This window comes from Methylosinus trichosporium OB3b, assembly GCF_002752655.1.
GTDB lineage: Bacteria > Pseudomonadota > Alphaproteobacteria > Rhizobiales > Beijerinckiaceae > Methylosinus > Methylosinus trichosporium.
The window spans coordinates 646,908-667,130 of record NZ_CP023737.1 but is presented as its reverse complement, the minus strand read 5'-3'; the positions used below and the strand labels follow the sequence as shown (position 1 = coordinate 667,130).

At 66.2% G+C, this 20,223-nt stretch carries 20 protein-coding genes; 11 read left to right on the top strand and 9 right to left on the bottom strand.

Translation table 11 applies throughout. The features are described 5' to 3' along the window. Nucleotides 1-111: 111 nt before the first annotated feature. The 3 genes from CQW49_RS03150 to CQW49_RS03140 are packed head-to-tail and all read left to right on the top strand — an operon-like array spanning nucleotide 112 to nucleotide 3,016. A complete protein-coding gene (locus CQW49_RS03150; protein WP_003610989.1) occupies nucleotides 112-1,260 on the top strand; it encodes an ABC transporter permease in 1,149 nt (382 codons plus the stop codon). Nucleotides 1,261-1,270: 10 nt separating this feature from the next. Further along, on the top strand, nucleotides 1,271-2,119 hold the full coding sequence (locus CQW49_RS03145; RefSeq protein ID WP_003610990.1) for an ABC transporter ATP-binding protein: 849 nt from the start codon (nucleotides 1,271-1,273) through the stop codon (nucleotides 2,117-2,119). A gap of 12 nt (nucleotides 2,120-2,131) precedes the next feature. Beyond that, the gene (locus CQW49_RS03140; protein WP_003610991.1) at nucleotides 2,132-3,016 is read left to right on the top strand and encodes an MlaD family protein; all 885 of its coding nucleotides are present in this window, start codon (nucleotides 2,132-2,134) and stop codon (nucleotides 3,014-3,016) included. A gap of 3 nt (nucleotides 3,017-3,019) precedes the next feature. Here the strand turns inward: CQW49_RS03140 and CQW49_RS03135 are convergent, their stop codons facing one another. Beyond that, nucleotides 3,020-3,847: an AraC family transcriptional regulator gene (locus tag CQW49_RS03135; RefSeq protein WP_003610992.1), complete on the bottom strand. Its 828-nt coding sequence runs from the start codon at nucleotides 3,845-3,847 to the stop codon at nucleotides 3,020-3,022. 87 nt (nucleotides 3,848-3,934) lie between these two features. Between CQW49_RS03135 and CQW49_RS03130 the strand changes: the two genes are divergently transcribed. From CQW49_RS03130 to CQW49_RS03110, 5 genes are all read left to right on the top strand, one after another. Further along, on the top strand, nucleotides 3,935-4,693 hold the full coding sequence (locus tag CQW49_RS03130; RefSeq protein WP_003610993.1) for a class I SAM-dependent methyltransferase: 759 nt from the start codon (nucleotides 3,935-3,937) through the stop codon (nucleotides 4,691-4,693). A 173-nt stretch (nucleotides 4,694-4,866) separates the two neighbouring features. Further along, the gene (locus CQW49_RS03125) at nucleotides 4,867-5,442 is read left to right on the top strand and encodes an ABC-type transport auxiliary lipoprotein family protein (protein WP_003610994.1); all 576 of its coding nucleotides are present in this window, start codon (nucleotides 4,867-4,869) and stop codon (nucleotides 5,440-5,442) included. A gap of 299 nt (nucleotides 5,443-5,741) precedes the next feature. Then, nucleotides 5,742-6,131 carry a 2Fe-2S iron-sulfur cluster-binding protein gene (locus CQW49_RS03120; protein ID WP_003610995.1) on the top strand — a complete coding sequence of 130 codons (390 nt, stop codon included), beginning with the start codon at nucleotides 5,742-5,744 and terminating at the stop codon, nucleotides 6,129-6,131. A gap of 316 nt (nucleotides 6,132-6,447) precedes the next feature. Next, nucleotides 6,448-7,482: an NAD(P)/FAD-dependent oxidoreductase gene (locus CQW49_RS03115; RefSeq protein ID WP_003610997.1), complete on the top strand. Its 1,035-nt coding sequence runs from the start codon at nucleotides 6,448-6,450 to the stop codon at nucleotides 7,480-7,482. Between the two features lie 34 nt (nucleotides 7,483-7,516). Continuing rightward, a complete protein-coding gene (locus tag CQW49_RS03110) occupies nucleotides 7,517-8,197 on the top strand; it encodes an O-methyltransferase (RefSeq protein WP_003610998.1) in 681 nt (226 codons plus the stop codon). A gap of 117 nt (nucleotides 8,198-8,314) precedes the next feature. Here the strand turns inward: CQW49_RS03110 and CQW49_RS03105 are convergent, their stop codons facing one another. Continuing rightward, nucleotides 8,315-8,698, bottom strand: coding sequence for a hypothetical protein (locus CQW49_RS03105; RefSeq protein ID WP_003610999.1), 384 nt, complete (start codon nucleotides 8,696-8,698; stop codon nucleotides 8,315-8,317). 171 nt (nucleotides 8,699-8,869) lie between these two features. Continuing rightward, complete coding sequence (locus CQW49_RS25000) at nucleotides 8,870-9,313, bottom strand: DUF2946 family protein (protein ID WP_003611000.1); 444 nt, start codon at nucleotides 9,311-9,313, stop codon at nucleotides 8,870-8,872. Nucleotides 9,314-9,436: 123 nt separating this feature from the next. Here CQW49_RS25000 and CQW49_RS03095 point away from each other — a divergent pair, with 123 nt between their 5' ends. Beyond that, on the top strand, nucleotides 9,437-10,135 hold the full coding sequence (locus tag CQW49_RS03095; RefSeq protein ID WP_003611001.1) for a sensor histidine kinase: 699 nt from the start codon (nucleotides 9,437-9,439) through the stop codon (nucleotides 10,133-10,135). Nucleotides 10,136-10,138: 3 nt separating this feature from the next. Here CQW49_RS03095 and CQW49_RS03090 read toward each other — a convergent pair whose 3' ends face one another. From CQW49_RS03090 to CQW49_RS03070, 5 genes are all read right to left on the bottom strand, one after another. Continuing rightward, the gene (locus CQW49_RS03090; protein WP_003611002.1) at nucleotides 10,139-12,556 is read right to left on the bottom strand and encodes a glycoside hydrolase family 2 protein; all 2,418 of its coding nucleotides are present in this window, start codon (nucleotides 12,554-12,556) and stop codon (nucleotides 10,139-10,141) included. Between the two features lie 161 nt (nucleotides 12,557-12,717). Further along, complete coding sequence (locus CQW49_RS03085; RefSeq protein WP_003611003.1) at nucleotides 12,718-13,728, bottom strand: DUF1839 family protein; 1,011 nt, start codon at nucleotides 13,726-13,728, stop codon at nucleotides 12,718-12,720. Next, the gene (locus CQW49_RS03080; RefSeq protein WP_003611004.1) at nucleotides 13,688-14,599 is read right to left on the bottom strand and encodes an amino acid--[acyl-carrier-protein] ligase; all 912 of its coding nucleotides are present in this window, start codon (nucleotides 14,597-14,599) and stop codon (nucleotides 13,688-13,690) included. Before CQW49_RS03080 ends, CQW49_RS03085 begins: the two co-directional genes overlap by 41 nt. Before the next feature lie 3 nt (nucleotides 14,600-14,602). Then, the gene (locus CQW49_RS03075) at nucleotides 14,603-15,760 is read right to left on the bottom strand and encodes an acyl-CoA dehydrogenase family protein (RefSeq protein ID WP_003611005.1); all 1,158 of its coding nucleotides are present in this window, start codon (nucleotides 15,758-15,760) and stop codon (nucleotides 14,603-14,605) included. After that, nucleotides 15,760-16,008, bottom strand: a complete 249-nt coding sequence (locus CQW49_RS03070) for an acyl carrier protein (RefSeq protein ID WP_003611006.1) — start codon at nucleotides 16,006-16,008, stop codon at nucleotides 15,760-15,762. Before CQW49_RS03070 ends, CQW49_RS03075 begins: the two co-directional genes overlap by 1 nt. A gap of 434 nt (nucleotides 16,009-16,442) precedes the next feature. Here CQW49_RS03070 and CQW49_RS03065 point away from each other — a divergent pair, with 434 nt between their 5' ends. Beyond that, nucleotides 16,443-17,987, top strand: a complete 1,545-nt coding sequence (locus CQW49_RS03065) for a GumC family protein (protein ID WP_003611007.1) — start codon at nucleotides 16,443-16,445, stop codon at nucleotides 17,985-17,987. 25 nt (nucleotides 17,988-18,012) lie between these two features. Next, the gene (locus CQW49_RS03060; RefSeq protein WP_003611008.1) at nucleotides 18,013-19,152 is read left to right on the top strand and encodes a glycosyltransferase family protein; all 1,140 of its coding nucleotides are present in this window, start codon (nucleotides 18,013-18,015) and stop codon (nucleotides 19,150-19,152) included. Here the strand turns inward: CQW49_RS03060 and CQW49_RS03055 are convergent. Further along, complete coding sequence (locus CQW49_RS03055; protein ID WP_003611009.1) at nucleotides 19,115-20,197, bottom strand: polyamine ABC transporter substrate-binding protein; 1,083 nt, start codon at nucleotides 20,195-20,197, stop codon at nucleotides 19,115-19,117. The genes CQW49_RS03060 and CQW49_RS03055 overlap by 38 nt on opposite strands. Nucleotides 20,198-20,223: the final 26 nt, after the last annotated feature.

Sequence of the window (20,223 nt, the reverse complement as noted above, 5' to 3'; positions counted from 1 at the left end):
GCAGCTGAAAGGCGACGCTCGCGCTCGACTTCGCCTGCGCTGGAAGTTAAGACGCCCAGGGACGGGCGGAAAGGGGAGCGGACGTCTTTCGCTCTCGGGAAGGCAAACCCTATGCAGGCCAACCTCCTCGACGTCACGGCTCGCGTTTCGTCGCGACGGGATGGCGCGGCGGTCTCGTTCGCGCTGGCGGGAGACTGGGTGCTCGCCGCCGCCATGGATATAGAGCGCGCTGCGGAGAAGATGGTGGCCGACGGGCGCGGCGCGACGCGCGCCGTCGTTGATCTCGTCCATGTCTCGCGTCTCGACACGGCCGGCGCCTGGGTGATCGGCCGCGCGCTCGACGAGCTCGCCCGCGCCGGCGTCGAGGCGAGCGTGGAAGGCGCCCGGCCCGAGCATGAGCTATTGCTGCGCGAGGCGCATTTCCGCCGCTTCGAGACCGACTCCCGTCCGCGCTCGAGCCTTTGCATCGATATTCTCGCCGATCTCGGCCGCTCCGTCGTCACGGCGGGACGCGACGCCTTTGCGGGCGCGGTGTTTCTCGGCGAGTTCGTCGCGGTCACGGGGCGAGCGGTGGCGATCGCGCGGCGCTTCCGCTTCACCTCCTTCGTCTATCACCTCGAGAATTTCGGCCTGCGCAGCGTGCCGATCATCGCCCTCATCAATCTCCTGGTCGGGGCGATCGTCGCGCAGCAGGGCATTTTCCAGCTGCGCCGATTCGGCGCCTCGACCTATGCGGTCGACCTCATCGGCGTTCTGGTGCTGCGCGAGCTCGGCGTGCTGCTCAGCTCGATCATGATCGCCGGCCGCTCGGGCTCGGCCATCACCGCCGAGCTCGGCTCGATGAAGATGCGCGAGGAGATCGACGCGTTACGCGTGATGGGCCTCTCGCCGATGGATGCGCTGGTCACGCCGCGCATATTGGCGCTCGTCGTCGCAATGCCGCTGCTCGCCTTCATCGCCGACATGTCGGCGCTGTTCGGCGGCCTGCTCGTGTGCTGGGGCTATGAGGGCATCAGCCCGGTCGCCTATCTCGAATGGCTGCAGGCGGCGATCGGGCGCAACACCTTCATGGTCGGCATCATAAAGGCGCCGTTCATGGCCTTCACCATCGGCATCGTCAGCGCGATGGAAGGCATGTCGACGAAAGGTTCAGCCGAATCGCTCGGACGGCACGTCACCGCCGCGGTGGTGAAGTCGATCTTCATGGTCATCGTGCTCGATGGTCTGTTCGCGATCTTTTTCGCCTCGATCAAATATTAGAAGCGCCGATATGCCCGATCTCTCCATCGCCGCGCCGCAAGAGGGCGCCCTCGCCGAGCGCGAGGCGGTCGTGCGCGTGCGCGATCTGGTCGTCGGCTTCGGCGAGCATCTCGTGATGAAGGGCCTCGATCTCGACGTCTATCGCGGCGAGGTGCTCGGATTCGTCGGCGGCTCGGGGCAGGGCAAATCAGTGCTGACGCGCGCCATTCTCGGCCTCGTCGCAACGCGCGCCGGACGCATCGAGCTGTTCGGCGAGGATCGCGATCGGCTCTCGGCCGCGGATCGGCGCCGGCTCGAGCGGCGCTGGGGCGTGCTGTTCCAGAATGGCGCGCTGTTCTCGAGCCTCACCGTGCGGCAGAATATTCAAATGCCGATGCGCGAGAGTCGCAAGATCTCGCCGCGGCTGATGGACGAACTCGCCATGCTGAAGCTCGACCTCGTCGGCCTGCCGGCGAGCGCGGCGGACAAGTTTCCGTCGGAATTATCGGGCGGTATGGTCAAGCGCGCGGCGCTCGCGCGCGCTCTCGCGCTCGATCCCGAGCTTCTGTTCCTCGACGAGCCGACCTCCGGGCTCGATCCGATCGGCGCCGCCGATTTCGACGAGCTGATCTCGACCCTGCAGCGCACTCTGGGATTGACGGTGTTCATGGTCACTCATGATCTCGACAGCCTCTATTCGATCTGCGACCGCGTCGCCGCGCTCGCCGAGGGCAAAGTGATCGCGGCGGGGACGATGGACGAGATGCTGGCCTGCGACCATCCCTGGCTGCGCGCCTATTTCCACGGCGTGCGCGGCTCCCGCCTGGTGGCGGCGCCGCGGCGGACGCGCGGCGACGAAGCCGAAAAAGCCGAGAGTTGAGAAAGGCGAGACATGGAAACCCGCGCCAATTACGCCCTGATCGGCGCTTTCACCATCGCCGTGGTGTTCGCCGCCTTCGGCTTCGTGTTCTGGTTCTCGGGGCCGAGCACGACGGCGCAATACAAGACCTATCAGATCGTCTTCTCCGGCTCGGTGTCGGGCCTCACACGCGGCGGCGCGGTGGAGTTCGACGGGCTGAAGGTCGGCGAGGTGACGCAGCTGGCGATCTCCGAGGAAGACCCGAGCCGCGTCGACGTGCTGGTGAACATCGACAAGAAGACGCCGATCAAGATCGACACCAAGGCGCGGCTCGAGTCGGCGGGCTTCACCGGCGTCAAGACGGTGGCGCTTGTCGGCGGCACGCCGCGCGCGCCGGTGCTGGCCGCGGCGCCGGGACAGGCCTATCCGCGCATAGAGGCGGAAGGCTCCGATCTGCAGAACATCATCGACAGCGTGCAGCGCCTGTCGAAGAAGGCGACCGACGCGCTCGACAAGATCGACAAGCTCCTCGACGCCAATTCCGCGACGATCTCGCAGACCTTGCAGAACGCCGAAACCTTCACCAAAGCGCTCGCCGATAATTCCGAGAACATCGGCTCGGTGATGAAGGACATGGCGGCGCTCGGCCGCTCGCTGAAGCCGATCCCCGAGCGGCTCGACAAGCTCCTCGCCGCGATCGACCCGAAAAAGCTCTCCAGCATCTCGACCGACATCGCCGCCGCCTCCAACAATCTGAAGACTTTCTCCGGCGGCGGGCTGAAGCAATATGAGCTGCTCGCCGTCGACGCGCGCAAGACCTTGGAGACAGTGGAGCGCGCGGTGCGCTCGCTGGAGAAGAACCCGCAACAGGTGCTCTTCGGCGCGACGCCGGCGCTGCCGGAGTATAAGGGGCGGTGAGCATTACCGGCGATGGATCGATCCGGACTGCGACGATCGACGCCGTCTGAATCGCGCGGGCGTCTCGCCGCAAATCTGCGAAAACGCCTTTGCGAAGGCGCTGAGCGAGGAATAGCCGACGTCGGCTGCGACGTCCGTAACCCGCCCTCCTTTCGATAAGGCCGCCATCGCCGCCAGAATTCGCGCACGCCCGAGCCAAGCCTGCCAGCTCGAGCCGGTCTCATGGGCGAACAGTCTGCGGAAGGTTCTTTCGGACAGCGCGGCCGCGGCGATGGCTCCGGTCTGCGTAGCGGCGGCAAGATCGCCGAAAGCGTAGTCGATCGCGCGCCGGATAGCCGGGTGGGTCGCTCCGGGAAGAACGAACGGCTGCTCGCTTTCTGGCTGTTCGCAGCAAAGCAGCGCCAGTGATCGCAGGAAGTGTTGCGCGAACGGGTCCGTATCGCCGGCGCCGAGCCTCCACCGCGTCGCGAAAAATATCATTTCCCGCATCAATGGCGTGGCGGCGAAGATCTTCAGGCGTGAGGGCTCTTTGTCGGCGGCGTTCGGCGAGAAATACAAGGACACCGCGTCGGCGTCGGTGACGAGGGTCCGATGGTGGGTCCCCGAGGGTATCCAGGCGGCTGTCGTTCTCGAAAGAACAAAGCGGTTCTCCTCCGTCTCGATGCGAGTGGGGCCGTCGACAGCGTAGATCAGCTGATGGTAGGCATGCGCGTGCCAATCGTACAAGACGTTCCGCGCGGGATCGCAGAAGGCGAAGCCGATTCCCGTGGGACGATCGAGTCCATAGGCGGTGAGAATGCGACGGGTCTCTTCGCCGTCGAGCGTTCGCATGGCCGTTGTCCGCTGATTTATGACCGAACGACGTTAGCCGGTCGTCGGGCATGTGGCTATCGTCTCGTCATCAAGGGAGAGGGCGAGATGAACGAGGACACGCACGAACGCCGGATAGTCGACCAGTTTACCCGTTGGGCTGAGCGCTTTGCGCAGCTTCCGATCCACGCCGAAGCCGGCGCGATGGCGCGCACGATCCACGCCTGCGCTCTGCGCCCCGGCGTCGAGGCGCTCGACGTCGCCTGTGGTCCCGGCATATTGGCTTGCGCCATCGCGCATCAAGCGCTCCACGTCACGGGCGTCGACATCACGCCTGCGATGATCACGCAGGCGCAGGCGAGACAGCGGGCTGAAGGGCTGACGAATCTGGCTTGGCGCATCGGCGATGCTGTCGCATTGCCATTCGAGGACGATGTCTTCGATCTGGTGACGACGCGCTACAGCCTTCATCACATGAAAGATCCGGTCTCTGTCCTCGGGGAAATGAAGAGGGTCTGCCGACCGGCCGGACGCATCGTCGTCATCGATGCGACGCCCTCACCCGCGACTCGGGTCGCGTATGACGAGATGGAACGGCTGCGCGATCCTTCCCACACGTGCGCGCTCGACTTAGAGCAGATTCGCGAGATCGGCAGGGACTTCGGGTTGAAGGAGGTGGTGATAGACGGGTACCGGCTCGAGGCGCAGCTCGACGCGCTTGCCGACGCGTCGAACCTGCCGGCGCTCACAGCCATGTTCGACAGCGATATAGACGCAGGGCGCGATCGTATCGGCATAGGCGCTTGGCGCAGCTCGACCGGAATCCGGTTTTACTTTCCAATATCGATCGTGGCTTGGGAGATATGAGACCGAAGGCCCCATCCAGTGCGATTCGATCGACGAACGCCGATCGAAGAAAGCGCGAGCTTTCATGGCGGCGTCTTCGCTTTGCTCTGCGCCTCCGTTCGAGTAATCTCCGATTCATCCGACAGTTCGCGGAGGGCGCAGTATCGCGCCGGTTTGGAAAAAAGGGTGAATTCATGACGCCGTCGAAAGCGGCGCCCGCAGTTCTGCTCGCGCTCGCCGTCGCGGCCTGCTCCGGGGCGCCGCAGCGCGAGAGCTTCGATCTGTCGAGCGCGCTCGGCGAGGGAGTCGCGGCGCGGCCGCTGCGCCGCACGCTGGCGGTCGCCGAGCCGCATGCGATCCAGCCCGTCGATTCCGATCGCATCGTCATCCGCACCGGGCCGAACGGGCTCGCCCATCTCGCCGAGGCGCAATGGGTCGACCGCCTGCCGCGGCTGGTGCAGGCGCGGCTCATCGCCGCCTTCGACCGCGGCCGCAAGACCGGCTTCGTCGTGCGCCCGGGGCAGGCGGCCGAGCGCATCCTCTCGACCGACATCCGCCGATTCGAGATCGATGTGTCGAGCGGCGAGGCGGTGGTCGAGATCGCCGCCGAAATTCTGGACCTGCGCGGCGCCGCGACGGGGCCGGGCCGCATTTTTTCGGCGGAGGCGCCGGCCGAGCATTCCACCGGCCCGGCGGCGGTTCATGCGCTCGACGAGGCGTTGACCTCGGTGCTGCGGCAGATCGTGCGCTGGACCGCGGCGCAGGTCTGACGCTCGCAATCGGGTGAAGGATTACCGTCCCGTCACCCTCGTCCTGAGGAGCCCGCGAAGAGGGCGTCTCGAAGGACGGCAACGGGAGAAACCTTTGATTGCGCCCCGCGGCCGTCCTTCGAGACGCCGCCTGCGGCGGCTCCTCAGGACGAGGGTCGGGTTTTTTTGCTTCATCCGATTGCTCCGCCGCGCCTGAGGAAACACTGGCGCGCTCGCTGCGCCGATGCTAGGTGAACGGCCGATGCGAAGAGCGGCGATCGGTCGAAGCATCGACCGCGTCAAGCGAGAGACCAGAGATCATGGTGAAGACCTGCCTCGATGAGCAAGTGACCCGCTATGGCGCCGAGCCGGGCGGCGGAGCCCCGACCAAGGCGAAGATCACCTTCATCGATTCGCATGGTCAGGCCCGCACCGTCGAGGGCGAGACCGGCTCCACGGTGATGGAGACCGCGCGCCGCAACGACATTCCCGAGCTGCCCGCCGAATGCGGCGGCGCCTGCGCCTGCGCGACCTGCCATGTCTATGTCGACGAGGCCTGGACCGAGAAGACCGGCAAGCCCTCGCAGATGGAGGAGGACATGCTGGACTTCGCCTTCGAGGTGAAGCCCAATTCGCGCCTCAGCTGCCAGATCACCGTGCGCCCGGAGCTCGACGGGCTGGTCGTGACGACGCCCGGCCAGCAGGGGTGACGGTCGCGGCGCCTTCGCGCCGCCGCTTCATTGCCGTCGACCAACGCCGCGCATCGCCGCGGCGTTTTGTTTTTTGGGAGAGTGGCGGCGCCGAGAGCCACGTTCGAGCGCAGCGCGTCCACCAGCGAGACGCGCAGGCAAGACGGTTGCATGACGCCGCGGATGCTATAGACCATGTCGGCGAACCGATCGCCGGCTTCGGCCGAGCGCGCTACCGCCGGGAGCGGCCCTCTGGCCGCAGCCGGCCGACTGTGCCGAGGCGCTCGCGCCGGCGCCGGCTTTCCGCAGACCATCAAAGAGCGGCGAAGGACAAGCAATGACCGAAATTATCGAAACCGACGCGCTGATCGTCGGGGCCGGCCCGGCCGGTCTGTTCGCGGTTTTCGAATTGGGCCTCCTGGACATCAGGGCGCATGTCATCGACATTCTGCCGCGCGCCGGCGGCCAGTGCTCCGAGCTCTATCCGGAAAAGCCGATCTACGACATTCCCGGCCATCCGCTCGTCACCGGCCAGGGATTGACCGATAATCTGCTCGAGCAGATCAAGCCCTTCAGCCCGACCTTCCATTTCAACGAGATGGTCGAGACCTTGACGCCCGTCGGCACGCCCGAGGCCCCGGCCTTCGAGGTGACGACCGACGCGGGGACGAAATTCAAGGCCAAGGTCGTGTTCGTCGCAGCCGGCGGCGGCTCGTTCCAGCCCAAGAAGCCGCCGATCGCCGGCATCGAGGCCTATGAGAACAAATCCGTCTTCTATGCGGTGCGCCGCATGGAGGATTTCCGCGACAAGGATGTCGTCATCGTCGGCGGCGGCGATTCGGCGCTCGACTGGACGCTGAATCTGCAGCCGATCGCCAAGAGCCTGACGCTGGTGCATCGCCGCGACCAGTTCCGCGCTGCGCCGCATTCGGTCAATGCGCTGCAGGAGCTGATCGCCGCCGAGAAGGTGATTTTCCGCCTCGGCCAGATCGCCGGCGTCGAGGGCGCCGATGGGGAGCTCTCCTCGGTCACCATTCGCGGCAATGACAATGTCGACATGGTGCTGTCGGCGCACCGGATGATGCCCTTCTTCGGGCTCACCATGAAGCTCGGCCCGGTCGCCGATTGGGGTCTCAATCTCCACGAAAATCTCGTGCCGGTCGGGACGGAGACGTTCGAGACCAATCATCCGGGCATTTTCGCCATCGGCGACATCAACACCTATCCGGGCAAGCTGAAGCTCATTCTCTGCGGCTTCCATGAGGCGGCGCTCGCCGCGCAGAAGGCGCATCGCTACATCTATCCTGACAAGAAGCTGCTGTTCCAATATACGACGTCGTCGAGCAATCTGCAGAAGAAGCTCGGCGTCTGATCCGAGCTTGGGTCGAGCGGGGGAGCGAAGCGCCATGTCTTCCGATAGCGGATCTTCCGAAAGCTGGAGCGCGGTCGACGCCTATATCGCCGAGCGTCTCGTCAAAGCCGATGCGGCGCTCGAAGGGGCGCTGGCCGCCAATGCAGCGGCGGGCCTGCCGGCGATCGACGTCTCGGCGGCGCAAGGCAAGCTGCTGCATCTCCTCGCCCGCTCGATCGGCGCGCGGAAGATCCTCGAGGTCGGCGCGCTCGGCGGCTACAGCACGATCTTTCTCGCCCGCGCCCTCGCCGAAGGCGGGCGCGTGGTGACGCTGGAGCTCGAGCAGCGCAACGCCGATGTCGCCGCCGCCAATCTCGAGCGGGCGGGCGTGCGCGACCGCGTCGAGATTCGCGTCGGCCCGGCGCTCGATGCGCTGCCCAAGCTGGAGAGCGAGGGGGCGGGGCCGTTCGACCTCGCCTTCATCGACGCCGACAAGCCCAACAACGCGAATTATTTCCGCTGGGCGTTGAAGCTCTCGCGGCCAGGAAGCCTCATCATCGTCGACAATGTCGTGCGCGAGGGGACGGTGCTCGACGCTCAGGGCGACGCGATGGCGCAGGGCGCGCGGGCCTTGTTCGACGCCATGTCGGCCGAGCCGCGCGTCACCGCGACCGCGATCCAGACCGTCGGCTCCAAGGGCTGGGACGGTTTCGCCATCGCTCTGGTCAACAGCTGAAAAGAAGCGAGGCCGAGGCTCGCGGTCCACGGCGCTGTCTCTGGACCGGGAGCCTTCAGGCTCGCTCTTCTTCGTGAGGACGCGCGAACCCTCGAAAGGCTCGCGCCATCGCTCGTGTCAGGCGTCCTCGAGCGCGCGCTCGCGCGCGGCGGCGCCCTTGTGGATCGGCTCGCCATCGGCGCCGAAGAAGAAGGCGTCGATCTGCCGGCCGCGGTCGTCATAGCGCCAGGCGATTCGGGCGACGCGGAGCCCCTTGCGCAGCGTCGGCTTGCCGTCGGCGCCGAAATACGCCTCCTCGACCTTGTTGCCGCGCTCGTCATAGCGGCGCGCCACGCGCGCGGCGCCGATGCTCTTGCGCTTCACCGGCCGTCCATCGGCGCCGAAATAGGTCTCCAGCACCTCGACCGGGCGACTCGAAGCGGAGGATGAGTCCTGTGCGGTCGCTGCTCGCGCGGCGCCGCGGGCGGAGCGTCGCCCTTTGGCGGAAATTTGCGAATTCATGTTGTCACTGCCTTTCGGCGAACTCTCGACGCCGATCTACGGTCTCGCGCTCTCTATGCGCAGGTCACGCCGTCAGATCGAGCACAGTTGAAGAGTTCTCATATGGGGGATTGCGCCTTCTGCCCGAACGACGGGGGAAGAAGGCGCGCTGGGCGCAGCCTTCGGCCGCAATCAGGCGACGCGCGACGGCGGCGCCCGAGCCCCCAGGGGCAGAACCTCCCGTCGAGGGAGGAGAATCGTCTCGCGCGGCGGCGACAGCAGGCTGGCGTATTGCGCGGCCGGAGCTTGATAGGCGGGGCCGGCTGCGACCACCCCTCCGTCCAGGCCCGAGCAATGCTGCAGGCAGCAGGCGTCCATGCCATGCGAGGCGGGACGCGGCGCTTGCGATCGATTGTCGACGCTCGCGCGCGCCGTCAGACAGACGGCGCCGCCGAGAGCGCCTTGGCCGGCTCTGGCGCCGATCGAGAGACCGAGGGCGATGCCCTGCAGCACGAACAAATAGGCGACGAGCAGCGTCGCCGCCGTCTGTCCATACTGCCTGGATTTGTCGCTCTGCTGGGTCACGGTCCGACCAAGATAGGCGGCGGCGCGCCAGCGGTCAATGGACCCTCGCACGGCATGGACCCTCGCACGGCGCGCGAGCGGAGATCGGACGGATTGACATCGCTCCACTGTGCTTTACTTGTTCTAAAGCAGGCCGGTTCGATAGGCGATTTCGCCGCGGAGGACATCCGGCAGATGAAGGACACAGTCGGCGCCACAATGGCCGGCGACATGGCCGGGAACAGCGAGGCGAAGATCGCCGAGCTGGAGGCGCGCCTCGCCGAGGCCGAGGAAGAGCTGCGGCTGGAGCGCGAACGCTATCACGAGCTGCGCCATCGGATCCGCAACGACCTGCAGGGACTCGCCACTCTGATCTCCGCGCAGTCCCGGCGGCTCGACCAGCCGGAAGGCTGCGCCGGCTGCGCCATGCGGCTGCGCAGCGCGGCGGCGCTGCACAATGCGCTCGACGAGGACGGAGCCTCTGACATCCGCATGGACGATTATCTCTGGGCGTTGTCGGAGGCGCGGCGCAAGGCGTTCGACGACCGCATCGTCGGCGATCTGGCCGCCGACGAGGACATTCATCTCGATTATCGCCGCGCCCAATGCGTCGGCCTCGTTTACGTGGAGGCCGTCACCAATGCGATGAAGCACGCCTTCCCCGGCGGCGTCGAGGGGCAGATTTCCGCGCAATTGCGTCGCTTCGGCGATGATGGCCTCGAGCTGACCGTGGTCGATTCGGGCGTCGGCTTCGATCCGACGCGCTGCCAGCGCGGCCACGGCATAGAGCTGATGCGCGGCATCGCCCGCCAGCTGCGCGGGGAGCTGGAGCTGCGTCGCTTGGAGGCGGGCACGCTGGTGCGTCTCGCCTTTCCCGCCGCCGCGGCGGCGTGACGCTCAGCCGAAGCCGACCGTTTCTCCGTTCAACGCCGAGACAGAGCCCTTCGGCCGCCGCGCGTCGGCGCGGCGCGGGAGCAGCCGAATGCGGCGTGTCGCGCCGGGCGCGAGATGCAGCCAATTTTCCGTCGGGCGGAAATCCTCCGCCGCGATCTTCAGCGATTGCGCCGCGGCCTCGGTCGACAGCGCCAAGTCATAGCCGTTCTCGTCCGCGACGAGCTCGGCGCGCAGGCCGAGCGTCGCTTTCGCCGCGCTGCGGCCGAGCGGAAATTGAAAGGCGTCGATCGTCTCGCCGCTCGCATCCGCGACGAAGCAGGCGTGAATGACGTCATGCGACGGCGGACCGAAGCCATAGGCCAGCGTCGTGTCGAAGAAGCCGCCCCAGAACTCCACATCCCGCAGCGTGACGACGCTGTGCGGCTCGACCGCGACCGGTTTCGTCGCCTGCATCACCTTCACTCTGCCGTCGCGATAGCAGGAGAGCGTCACGGCGCCGGCGAAGCGCCGCGGCGTGTCGTTGCGCAGATGCGCGACGAGGCCATTGACGCCTTCGTCGGTGAGGATGAGCGACAGCGGCCGAAAGGCGCGCTTCAATGCGTGATAGGCCGATTTCGGCTCGCCATGCGCGTCGATGACGCCCCAGCCCGGCGACGGCCACAAATCCTTCAAGAACCACACGAGCGCGCCATGCGTCGTCGAGCCGGCGCGCCGCCATTCGCCGATCGCCGCCTCCATCGCCTCGGCCACGGCGGCGCGAGCGATGTCGAGATAGAGCGCGGGATCATTCGCGCGCAGCGCGTCCGGATCGCAATCGTAGAGCCTGCGCATGTAATGCTCGGTCACCTCGCCGAAGGTCTGCAGCGCGCCCATGTCGCGCGGAATGCGCGTCGAATAGAGCGGCGAGGAGAGCGGCTCCGCGCCGAAGTCGCGCGCCAGCGACGCATCTTCGGGCACGCAGGAAAACCCCAGGCATTCGGAGGCGAAGCGTACATCGGCGCGGCGCGCGTCGGTCAAAGCGCGGCGATAGGCGCCGACGCCGTAATAATGCGCGACGCCGCTGTCCGAATGAAAGGGCAGGGCGCCGCCGCAAGGCGAGTTCTCGACATAGGCGACATCCGGGCGCAGCTCGCGCGCGAGGCGCGGCAGCAGCTCGTCGAAGAGCGGCGAGCGCCATTTCGCTTCCGCGAGGCCGAGCATCGACGCCTGCTGGTAGACCTCGCTGCCGCCGCAGAGAATAGCGAGCGCCGGCGACGACTGCGCACGAGTGAGGAATTGCGTCGCCTCGCGCTCGACGCTGGCGCGAAAGGCGTCGTCTTGAATCGGATAATCGAAATTGGCGAAGGCGAAATCCTGCCAGACCATGATCCCCAATTCGTCGCAGAGATCGTAGAAGTCATCGCTTTCATAGAGAGTGACGCCGGGCACGCGCACCATGTTCATGCCGGCGTCGCGCATGGCGACGAGCAGAGGCGCGCAGTCCTCGCGCCGGCCGGTCAGCGACGCGGCGTCCGCCGCGGTCCAGCAGGCGCCGCGACAGAAGATCGGCAGATCATTGACGAAGACCGCGAAGTCACGCCCGTCGGCGCCGCGATCGACGCGAATGTCGCGAAAGCCGACGCGGCCGAGATCGAGGCGACGATCGCCGATGCGCGCCTCGACCGCGTGAAGATGCGGAACGCCATGCGTATGCGGAGTCCAAAGGGGCGCCTCCGGTAGGCGCAGCGTCGCTTCGAGACGCCGATCCGACGCGCGCACGAAGTCCGCTTCGCCGCCGGCGCAGGCGAGCCGCGCGGCGCCTCGAGGCGGCTGCCCGAAATCGAGCGCGACGCGTAAGGTCGGAACGCCGTCCTCGATCGAGGCGCGCATTCGCGTGTCTGTTGGACGGAGCGGATCGGGCGCGATCAGCTCGACGCCGCGCCACGGTCCAACCGGCGGCGTCGGTGGCGCGAAGCCGGGCAGGCGGCCCAGCGCGGTGGTGCGAATGGCGCGCAGGCCGGCCGGGACGATCATGCGCGGACGCCAGCGCGCGCGCCCGCTTCTCGTCGCGATCTCGCGCTCGACCGAGCGGAAAGCGATGTGCAGCGCATAGCGCCCGGGAGACGCGACCGCGATCTCATGCATGTGAAACATATTGTCGGAGCGCAGGACGAGCGCGCCGTTCAGAAAGACATCGGCGATGCTGGCGAGTCCGTGCAGATGCAGCTCCGTCGGCGCGTCGATGGTGAAGCTCGTCGCATACCAGGCGTCGAGCTTATCGAGCGCGGGCAGAGTCTCGAGCGTTGCGCCGGCCTCCAGCAGCGCCTGCGCCAGCGTGCCGGGAACGCGCGCCGGGCGCCAGAGGGCGTCGGGCGGAATGGCGGCGGGATCGGTCCAGGCGCCGCTCTCATCGATGGCGAAGGACCAGCCGTCCTCGAGCATGAGTCGACATTCTCCATCGAGCATGAGCCGAGCGTCTCGCGTCATTGAAGTCATATGGGGGTGCGCGTCATTGCGAGCGAGGCGAAGCATCCAGCAACCGCGAGCGGAGACCGGATTGCTTCGTCGCTTCGTTCCTCGCAATGACGGCCGACGGCGCGGTTCTAGCGCGCGAGCCGTTTCGCAAGGCCGTCGATCAGCGCGTCATAGACGCGCGCCAGCTCGTCGAGCGCCGGTCCCGCCTCCAGAACGCGCTTGCGTGAGGATGCGCGCGCCGCCTGGAACTGCAACGCCTTCGCGCCCGACGACAGACGTTTGCAGGCGTCGCTCTCGGCTTTCAACGAGCCATTGGGGCGCAGCCAATCGAGATGACTGCCGAGCAGCTCGAAATTGGCGCCGATCTGACGGAAGCTGTTGAAGGCGAGGCTGTGGAAGAAGCAGGGCGGCCGCGCCAGCAGCGTCTCCCACAGAGCTGGAAGCTCGGCGCTGAAGGCGCGCAGCGGATTCTTCGCCGGCCTTCGTGCGAAGTGCTCGACGAGCAGCTCCTCCGCCATGCGCCGCAGATCATGGCGCGCCTCGGCGCGATCGAAGCGCACGAATTCGGCATAGGGAAACAGCTCCGCCGCTTCGCGCTTCGCGCCGGCCAGCCCGAAGATCGCGTCGAAGTCCTCGCCGTCCAGCGAGAAGAAGCCGTCATTGTGGAAATAATCGAGACGGCGCGCGCGCAGATCGATGGCGTCGATCCCGATCGTCGTCTTCGAGTGATCGATGCGATAGGTCACGCCGCGCGTGTCGGGCAGATGATGTCCATCGACCTCGACGAGCACGACGCGGCCGCGCGCGACCTGGCGCTCGATCTGCGCGTCCAGTCGATCATAGAGCGACAGCTCCTCGAGCCGCACGCCATAGAGCTGCTCGAGATCGGCGATGCGCGGCTTGAAGAAGGTGAACTGGTCGCCTTCGAAATCCTGCGCGACCGTGAAGCCGAGCATGGCGTGCGGATCGAGCCCGCGCGACGCGAGCAGCTCGATCCACAGATCGACATAGCAATTGGTCTGCGGCCAATCGCGTTCTGGATGATGCAGCGCATGAGATTCATACGCCATCTGCGGAGCGAGCGCGCTCGCTTCGTCGTCAGAGAGTGAGCGCAGCGCGCACTGATTTCGGCCAGCCATCGATATCCAATCCGTGATGCTTGAACAAAGCGAGGGTGAGACGCTCCATGCCGAAGCCGACGCAGGCGGTGTGCGCGGTTTCTCCGGACGCCGTCACGATTCCCCACAGGGAGCCGAAGTGGTCCTGATGGTAGTTGAAGCTCTGACAGGCGGTCGGCTTCTCGACGCTCTCGATCGGCACCAGCAGCTCGAATTTGAGCGCCTGATCGCGCTGGCTCGACGCCATCATCTTGCCGGCGCGGCCGAAGAACGGATCATTGGCGACGTCGATATGATGCGGCAGCTCCAGCCGCTCGGCGAAGTCGCGCGCGCGCTCCAGCCAGCGCTCGCGGAATGAGGCGGCCTGGTCGGGCGTTCCGATGCGCACGAACTCGCGCATGCGGAACATCTGCATGCGCGCGGGGTCCTTGGACGGCTCGTGACGGAAGCAATAGGACTGCACGTCGAACAGCGCGCCATCGGATGCGAGCGGCCCACGGCGCGCGACAATCGGATAGAGCGGATAGCAGGCGGCCGGCGTGAGCACGATGTCGGTCGCGGCCTGGGCCTTGGTCCAGGCGCTGCCGCTGTGGATGGCGTCGAGCAGGGCCATATGGTCCTTCTCATTGCCGTCGAAGCTGTGCACCGTGCCCGCGAGCTGCGGAAAATTCTTCATATAGCCGCTCTTCTCGAAGAGCGCGCGATTCATGCCGGGCGGAAAGCGGATCACCTCGGCCTTGTCGCCTCCGCCGAGATGCGAGATCAGCCGATCCAATCCGTCGATGATCGCCTCGAAGGCGGCGCCGCGTCCATAAAGTCCGTCGACGCCCGTCTCATGCAGGACGCCCTTGGCGAACATGCGATCGAGAAAGCTGTCACAAGCCTCGCACATGGGTCATCCTCCGAGGCGCGCGTCGATGCGCTGCGCCAGCAGCAGCGACGACATATTGCTGAGAATTCGGTCGTTGGAGATCATCACGCGGGCCGACAGCGCGTCACGCATATGACGGCCGACGCTGTAGGGCGTGCCGTTCTTGTAGCCGGCGATGCCGGTGATGAGCAGCGCGTGATTGATGATCTCGATGGCGAGCTCGGAAGAGCCGATCTTGATGTTGTTCATCGTCACGGCGAAGCTCATCGAGTTGAGATCGTCCGGCTCGCTCTTGGCGCGCTCGAAGCGCTTGAGGCCTTCGACGATATTGGCGCGCATCAACTGCAGCTTGGTCGAGGCTTCGGCGAGGCGCAGCGAGCCGGGCGTCGGTCCGTCGAAGCGCTTGCGCGCCTCCTTGCGCACGAAAGCCTGAGCGCGGCCGAGCGCGTCGCTGGCGACGCCATACCAGACCGAGCTCCACAGGAGATGCGCGGTCGCGAGCATCGAATGCGAGGCGATGTCGGCGAACTCGCTCTCGAGAATCTGCGCATAGGGCGCTTCGCCGCTCAGCGTGAAGCCCTCGCTGCAGGTGCCGCGCATGCCGAGCGCGTCCCATTCGCCGCTGCGCTCGAGCCGATATTGCCCGCGCGTAAGGACGGCCATGCGCTGGTCGGACGCGGGAGCGTCGGCGGCGCGGCGCGCGGTGACGAGAATGGCGTCGGCCTGCGCGCCATAGGAGATGAGCGCGCCTTCCTTGGCGACCCGGAACATGTCGCCGTCGCGCTCGAAGGCGCAGACGCTGTTGCGCATGTTGCCGCCGACGCCGCCCTCGGTCGTGGCGGAGGCGAGCAGGAGCTGGCCGTCGCAGACGCGGCGCATGAAGTCGCGATGCCACTCGCTCTCCATTCCATGCGCGACGAGGCTGGACACCTTGATCTGATGCATGGCGAAGACCATCGCGGTCGACGCGCACTGATGCCCGAGCATGGTGCAGAGCTCTGCGACATCCGCGAGCGGCGCCCCGGCGCCGCCGAGCTCCCCGGGGATCATCAGCGACAGGAGACGAGAGTCTTTGAGCGCCTGCACCGCTTCGGCGGGGAAGCGGCCGCGGCGATCGACGTCGTCGGCGTGAAGTGCTGCGGCGGCGACGACAGTCGCGCCACGATCGAGCGGCGCGTTCATCAGGCGACCTCCTCCGGCTTCAGCTCGGAGATGCAGGAGGCGATCGCCGCGATCGAGGCGAAGCTGCGCCGATTGAGCATGCGCTCGGGGAATTCGACGTCGAACTCTTCCTCGAGCGCGAGCATCAGCTGCACCGCTGCGAAGGAGGTGAGGCCCGACGCATAGAGATCTGCGTCGTCGCGCAGCGCGGCGGCGGCGACCGAGAGTCGCCCTTGTTCCTCGACGAGGCGTCGGATCGTATCGAGCATCTTCTTCTCCATCGTCATCTCGTTGCTTCACGACTGTGAGTGGCGTGTCGTTCTGTAGCTTCACCATACGTGCTTTGCTGGCATTTGCAGCAAAGTTGCCGCTCGATGGTGAACAGATCACGATCGGCGAAGGTGAATCGATCGACAATGGCGAGCAGCTGCTAATTCCGTTCCATTCGATTTGAGCGATTCTGGAAAGAATGCCGTATCGAGCTGCGCGAAAATGACACGGCGGCGCGTTTCTGAGACAGGCGATGCGTCCCGATATCTCACACATACGCAATTCCGCATTGTCGCCTGCAATTCGTCTTGATTCGTCACTAGCAGCACAGGCGGCGGGGCGCGGATTTGGAGAAAATCAACCACGGCTCCGAAACCCGACGCGACGCGTCTTCGTCGCTCGCGAGCTTCGGGCCCGCAACGGACATCGCATCATGCTGGATTATAGCGCCGAGGCGCGAGACGCGAGCGAGCGTGAAGCCGTTGTCGCGAAGGAGCCGCGCCAGGAAGGCGCCGTCACGATCAAGCGACTGGCGGCGCTCGGGCTGCGGGCGCGATTTCTCATCTTGGCCGTCGCCGTCCTCGGCGGCGCGATCGGCTTCGGCCTCTCCAAAGGGCTGACGCCGCGTTATGTCGCCGTCGCGCAGATCTATCTCGATCCGCGCAGCCTTCCGGGACTCGAGGGCGACAATCCAGGGCAGGATTCCAACGGCTTCATCAATTTCGTCGAGACGCAGACGCGCATTATCGCATCGCAAGCGGTGCTGGAGCGCGTGGTGAGCGTCGAGCATCTCGTCGACGATCCCGAATTCGCCGGTCAGCCGTCGCTGCTCTATCGTCTGTTCGGCGTCGGCGCGCGTCCGACCGAGGCGGAGCGATTGGCCGGCGCGGTGCGCGCGCTCGGCGCGCGCGTCGTGGTGCGGCGCCCGGAGCGAACCTTCATCATCGACATTGCGGCGACGAGCGACGACGCGAAGAAATCGGCGCGCATCGCCAATGCGGTGGCGCAGGCCTATATCGATGTGCGCGGCTCCATGCATGCGGACGCGGCGAGACAGGCGGCGAGCTCCTTCACCGCCGGCCTCGACAGTCTGCGCGAGCGCGTGCTCATATCCGAGAAAGCTGTCGAGAATTACAAAGCGCATCACGGGCTCGTCGGCACGCGCGAGCTCTATGTGGACGAGCAGCGGCTCAAGGAGCTCAATCAGCAGCTCACTTTTGCGCGCACGCGGCTCGAGGACACGCGCTCGCGCTATGAGCAGGCGCGGCGCGGCGGGCGATCGGACGCCGATCTCGCCGACATCGCCGCGAGCATGAATCTGATGACGCTGAACAATGCGCGCAATCAGCAGGCGGAAGCCGCGCAGCGCCTAGCCGATCTCTCCGCCGATCTCGGTCCGCAGCATCCGGTCGTGCGCAACGCCACGGCGCGGCTCGCCGAGACGAAACGCCTCGTCGCTTCCGAGCTCGGTCGTGTCGCCGGGTCGCTGCGCAAGGATTATGAGCGCGCGCGCGCGACGGAAGAAGCGCTCAGTCGGGAGGTGCGCAAGCTCGAGACCACGGCCGCGGATGCGGCGCAGGCCTCGGTCAAGCTGCGTGATCTCGAGCGCGAGGTCGATGCGAGCCGCAGCATTTATCAGTCTTTTCTCAATCGTGCGCGGCAGACCAGCGAGGCGCGGCAGCTCGACGCGGCGAGCACGCATATCATCACAATGGCGACGCCGCCGGTGTCGCGCAGCTTCCCGCCGAGCGGGGCGTTGATGGGCGGGGCGGGGCTCGTGGCGGGGCTCGCCGCTGGGCTCGGCATCGCCTTCCTGCGCGACCGGGCCAGCGCCGCGCGCGTGTCGAAAATGGACGAGCGAGAGGAGCGGGCCGAAAATCTCGTCATTACGGCAGTCGAGCCGGACGTGTTTTCCGCGAGTCGTTTCGGCCCGCTCGGAGAGGGCGAGATCGGGCCGCCGGCGCGCAAGTCCGCCTGACGCTGCATTTCGAAAGAGGATAGTGATGACGGTGGAGCCTGCGCCGAGGAAGACTTTGTTTCTGGTGTCGACGGCGGGAGCGCCTTGCGGCGTCGAAGCTTTTGCACGGGGAATCGCTGCGACCTGGGGGCGGATCGGCGGCGAGGCGCGCAGTCTTTCCGTTTCTGGCCGCTTGCGCGATCTCGCAGCGATCTGGCGCGCGCTGGCGGAGGCGGAAGCGCTCGCGATCAATGTGCCGGTGGTGGCCTGGAAGGCGATGTTGCTGACGCCGCTCGCAGCGTTGATCATGGCGCGGCTGCGCGGCCGCGTCAGCGTGCTCGTGCTGCATGAATGGGCTGATCTCGATTGGCGTCGGCGCATTGTCGTCGGCGCCTATGCGCTCGTCGCTCAACGTCTCGTGTTCTCGTCGCCGCACGTTCGCTCGGGTTTCGAGGAGAGCCGCGTGATGCGTTTCATGAACAAGCCGAGCGTGATTGCGCCGATCCCTTCCAATATTCCGCCGGTCGCGCCGGCGGCGGCGCCGCCTGTCGCGGCGCGGCTGCGGGAAGCGAAAGCTCGAGGCGCGCTGATCGTCGGCCATTTCGGTTCGATCTATCCGAAGAAGCAGTGCGGCTTCGTGCTCGATGTCGCGCAGGCGGCGCGCGGCGTGTTCTGCGTCTTCATCGGCGGCTTCGTGAAGGGCGTGGATCGCGTCGAGGAGGAGTTCTTCGCCAAGGCGCGGGATCTTCGCGTCGACGATCGGATCCTCGTCACCGGCTATGTCGATGATTTCGCCGAGCTCAACGCGCTGTTTCGCGAGGTCGATTGCTTCGTCTATCGCTTTCCCGAGGGGCTCACCTCGCGGCGCGGCAGCGTGCTCGCCTGCTTGCAATCGGGGCGGCCGGTGATCGTCAATGCGCCGCGCGACGCGGCCGAGCTCGATCATCATCGCGGCTATCGCCGCGCGCTCGCGGGCGGCTCTCTGCGCCTCGTCGAAGGCGCGGCCGACGTCGCCGCCTATGTCGAGGCGCTGGCCTCGCTCGGGCCCCGGGGCGTTGAGCCTTTGCCGGCGCAATCCTATGACGAGTGCTGGCGCGACGCCGCGACGGCGGTCGCGGCCGCTCTCGCGCCTCGTGCGCGACGGCCGATCAGCGCCCGGTTTTCACGCGCGTCCATTCGCGCGTGACGATCTTCTGGATCGGCAGATCGGGAGCTGTGACAGTGAACAGCTTCTTCATCGCCGGCAGATCGGGATAGATCGCCGGATGTTCGGCGATCTCCTTGTCGATGAGCGGCCGCGAGGCGGCGACGCCATTGGCGAAATTCGTCACCATGGTGTTGCGCGCGGCGATGTCGGGACGCAGCAGAAAATCGATGAAGAGATGCGCTTCTCGCGGGTGTGGCGCGTCCTTCGGAATAGCGAGATTGTCGAGCGACATCAGCGCGCCTTCCTGCGGAATCACATAATTGATGTCGACGCCGTTGGCGGCTTCGCGCGCGCGGTTGCGCGCCTGAAAGCTGTCGCCCGCCCAACCGATGGCGAGGCAGATGTCGCCATTGGCGAGCGCGTTGATATATTCGGAGGAGTGGAATTTCTTCACGTAGCGGCGCATGCCCGAGAGCAGATCGGCGGCGCGGCGGATGTCGCTCGGGTCCTTGGAGTTCGGATCGAGCTTCAGCTGATTGAGCGCGGTCGCGAACAGATCTTCGGGACTGTCGAGCACATAGACGCCGCAGTCGGAGAACTTTCGCAGATTGTCCGGCTTCAGCACCTGGTCCCAGGAGAGGATCGGCCTGTCGCCGATGCGCTCCTTGATCTTGGCGACATTGTAGGCGACGCCCGTCGTGAACCACATGTAGTTGACGGCGTAGAGATTGCCCGGGTCGTAGCGGGAAAGCCGCATCGCCACCTCGGGCCAGACATTCTTCAGATTGGGCAGCTGGTTCTTGTCGAGCGTCTGAAACACGCCGGCTTTGATCTCGCGCTGCAGGAAGGTCGCCGAGGGGACGACGACGTCATAGCCGGCGGAGCCGGCGAGCAGGCGCGTCTCCAGAACTTCATTGGAGTCGAAGGTGTCATAGACGACCTTCACGCCGGTCTCGCGGGTGAAGTCCTCGAGCACGGAGGGATCGATATAGTCGCTCCAATTGAAAATATTGACGACGCGCTCGGCGCCGTTCGCGGCGCCGGCGCCGAGGGCGAGGAGAAGAAGGGCGAGCGTCGATTTCATTTTGGGGCGATTCTCCTCGGTCCGAT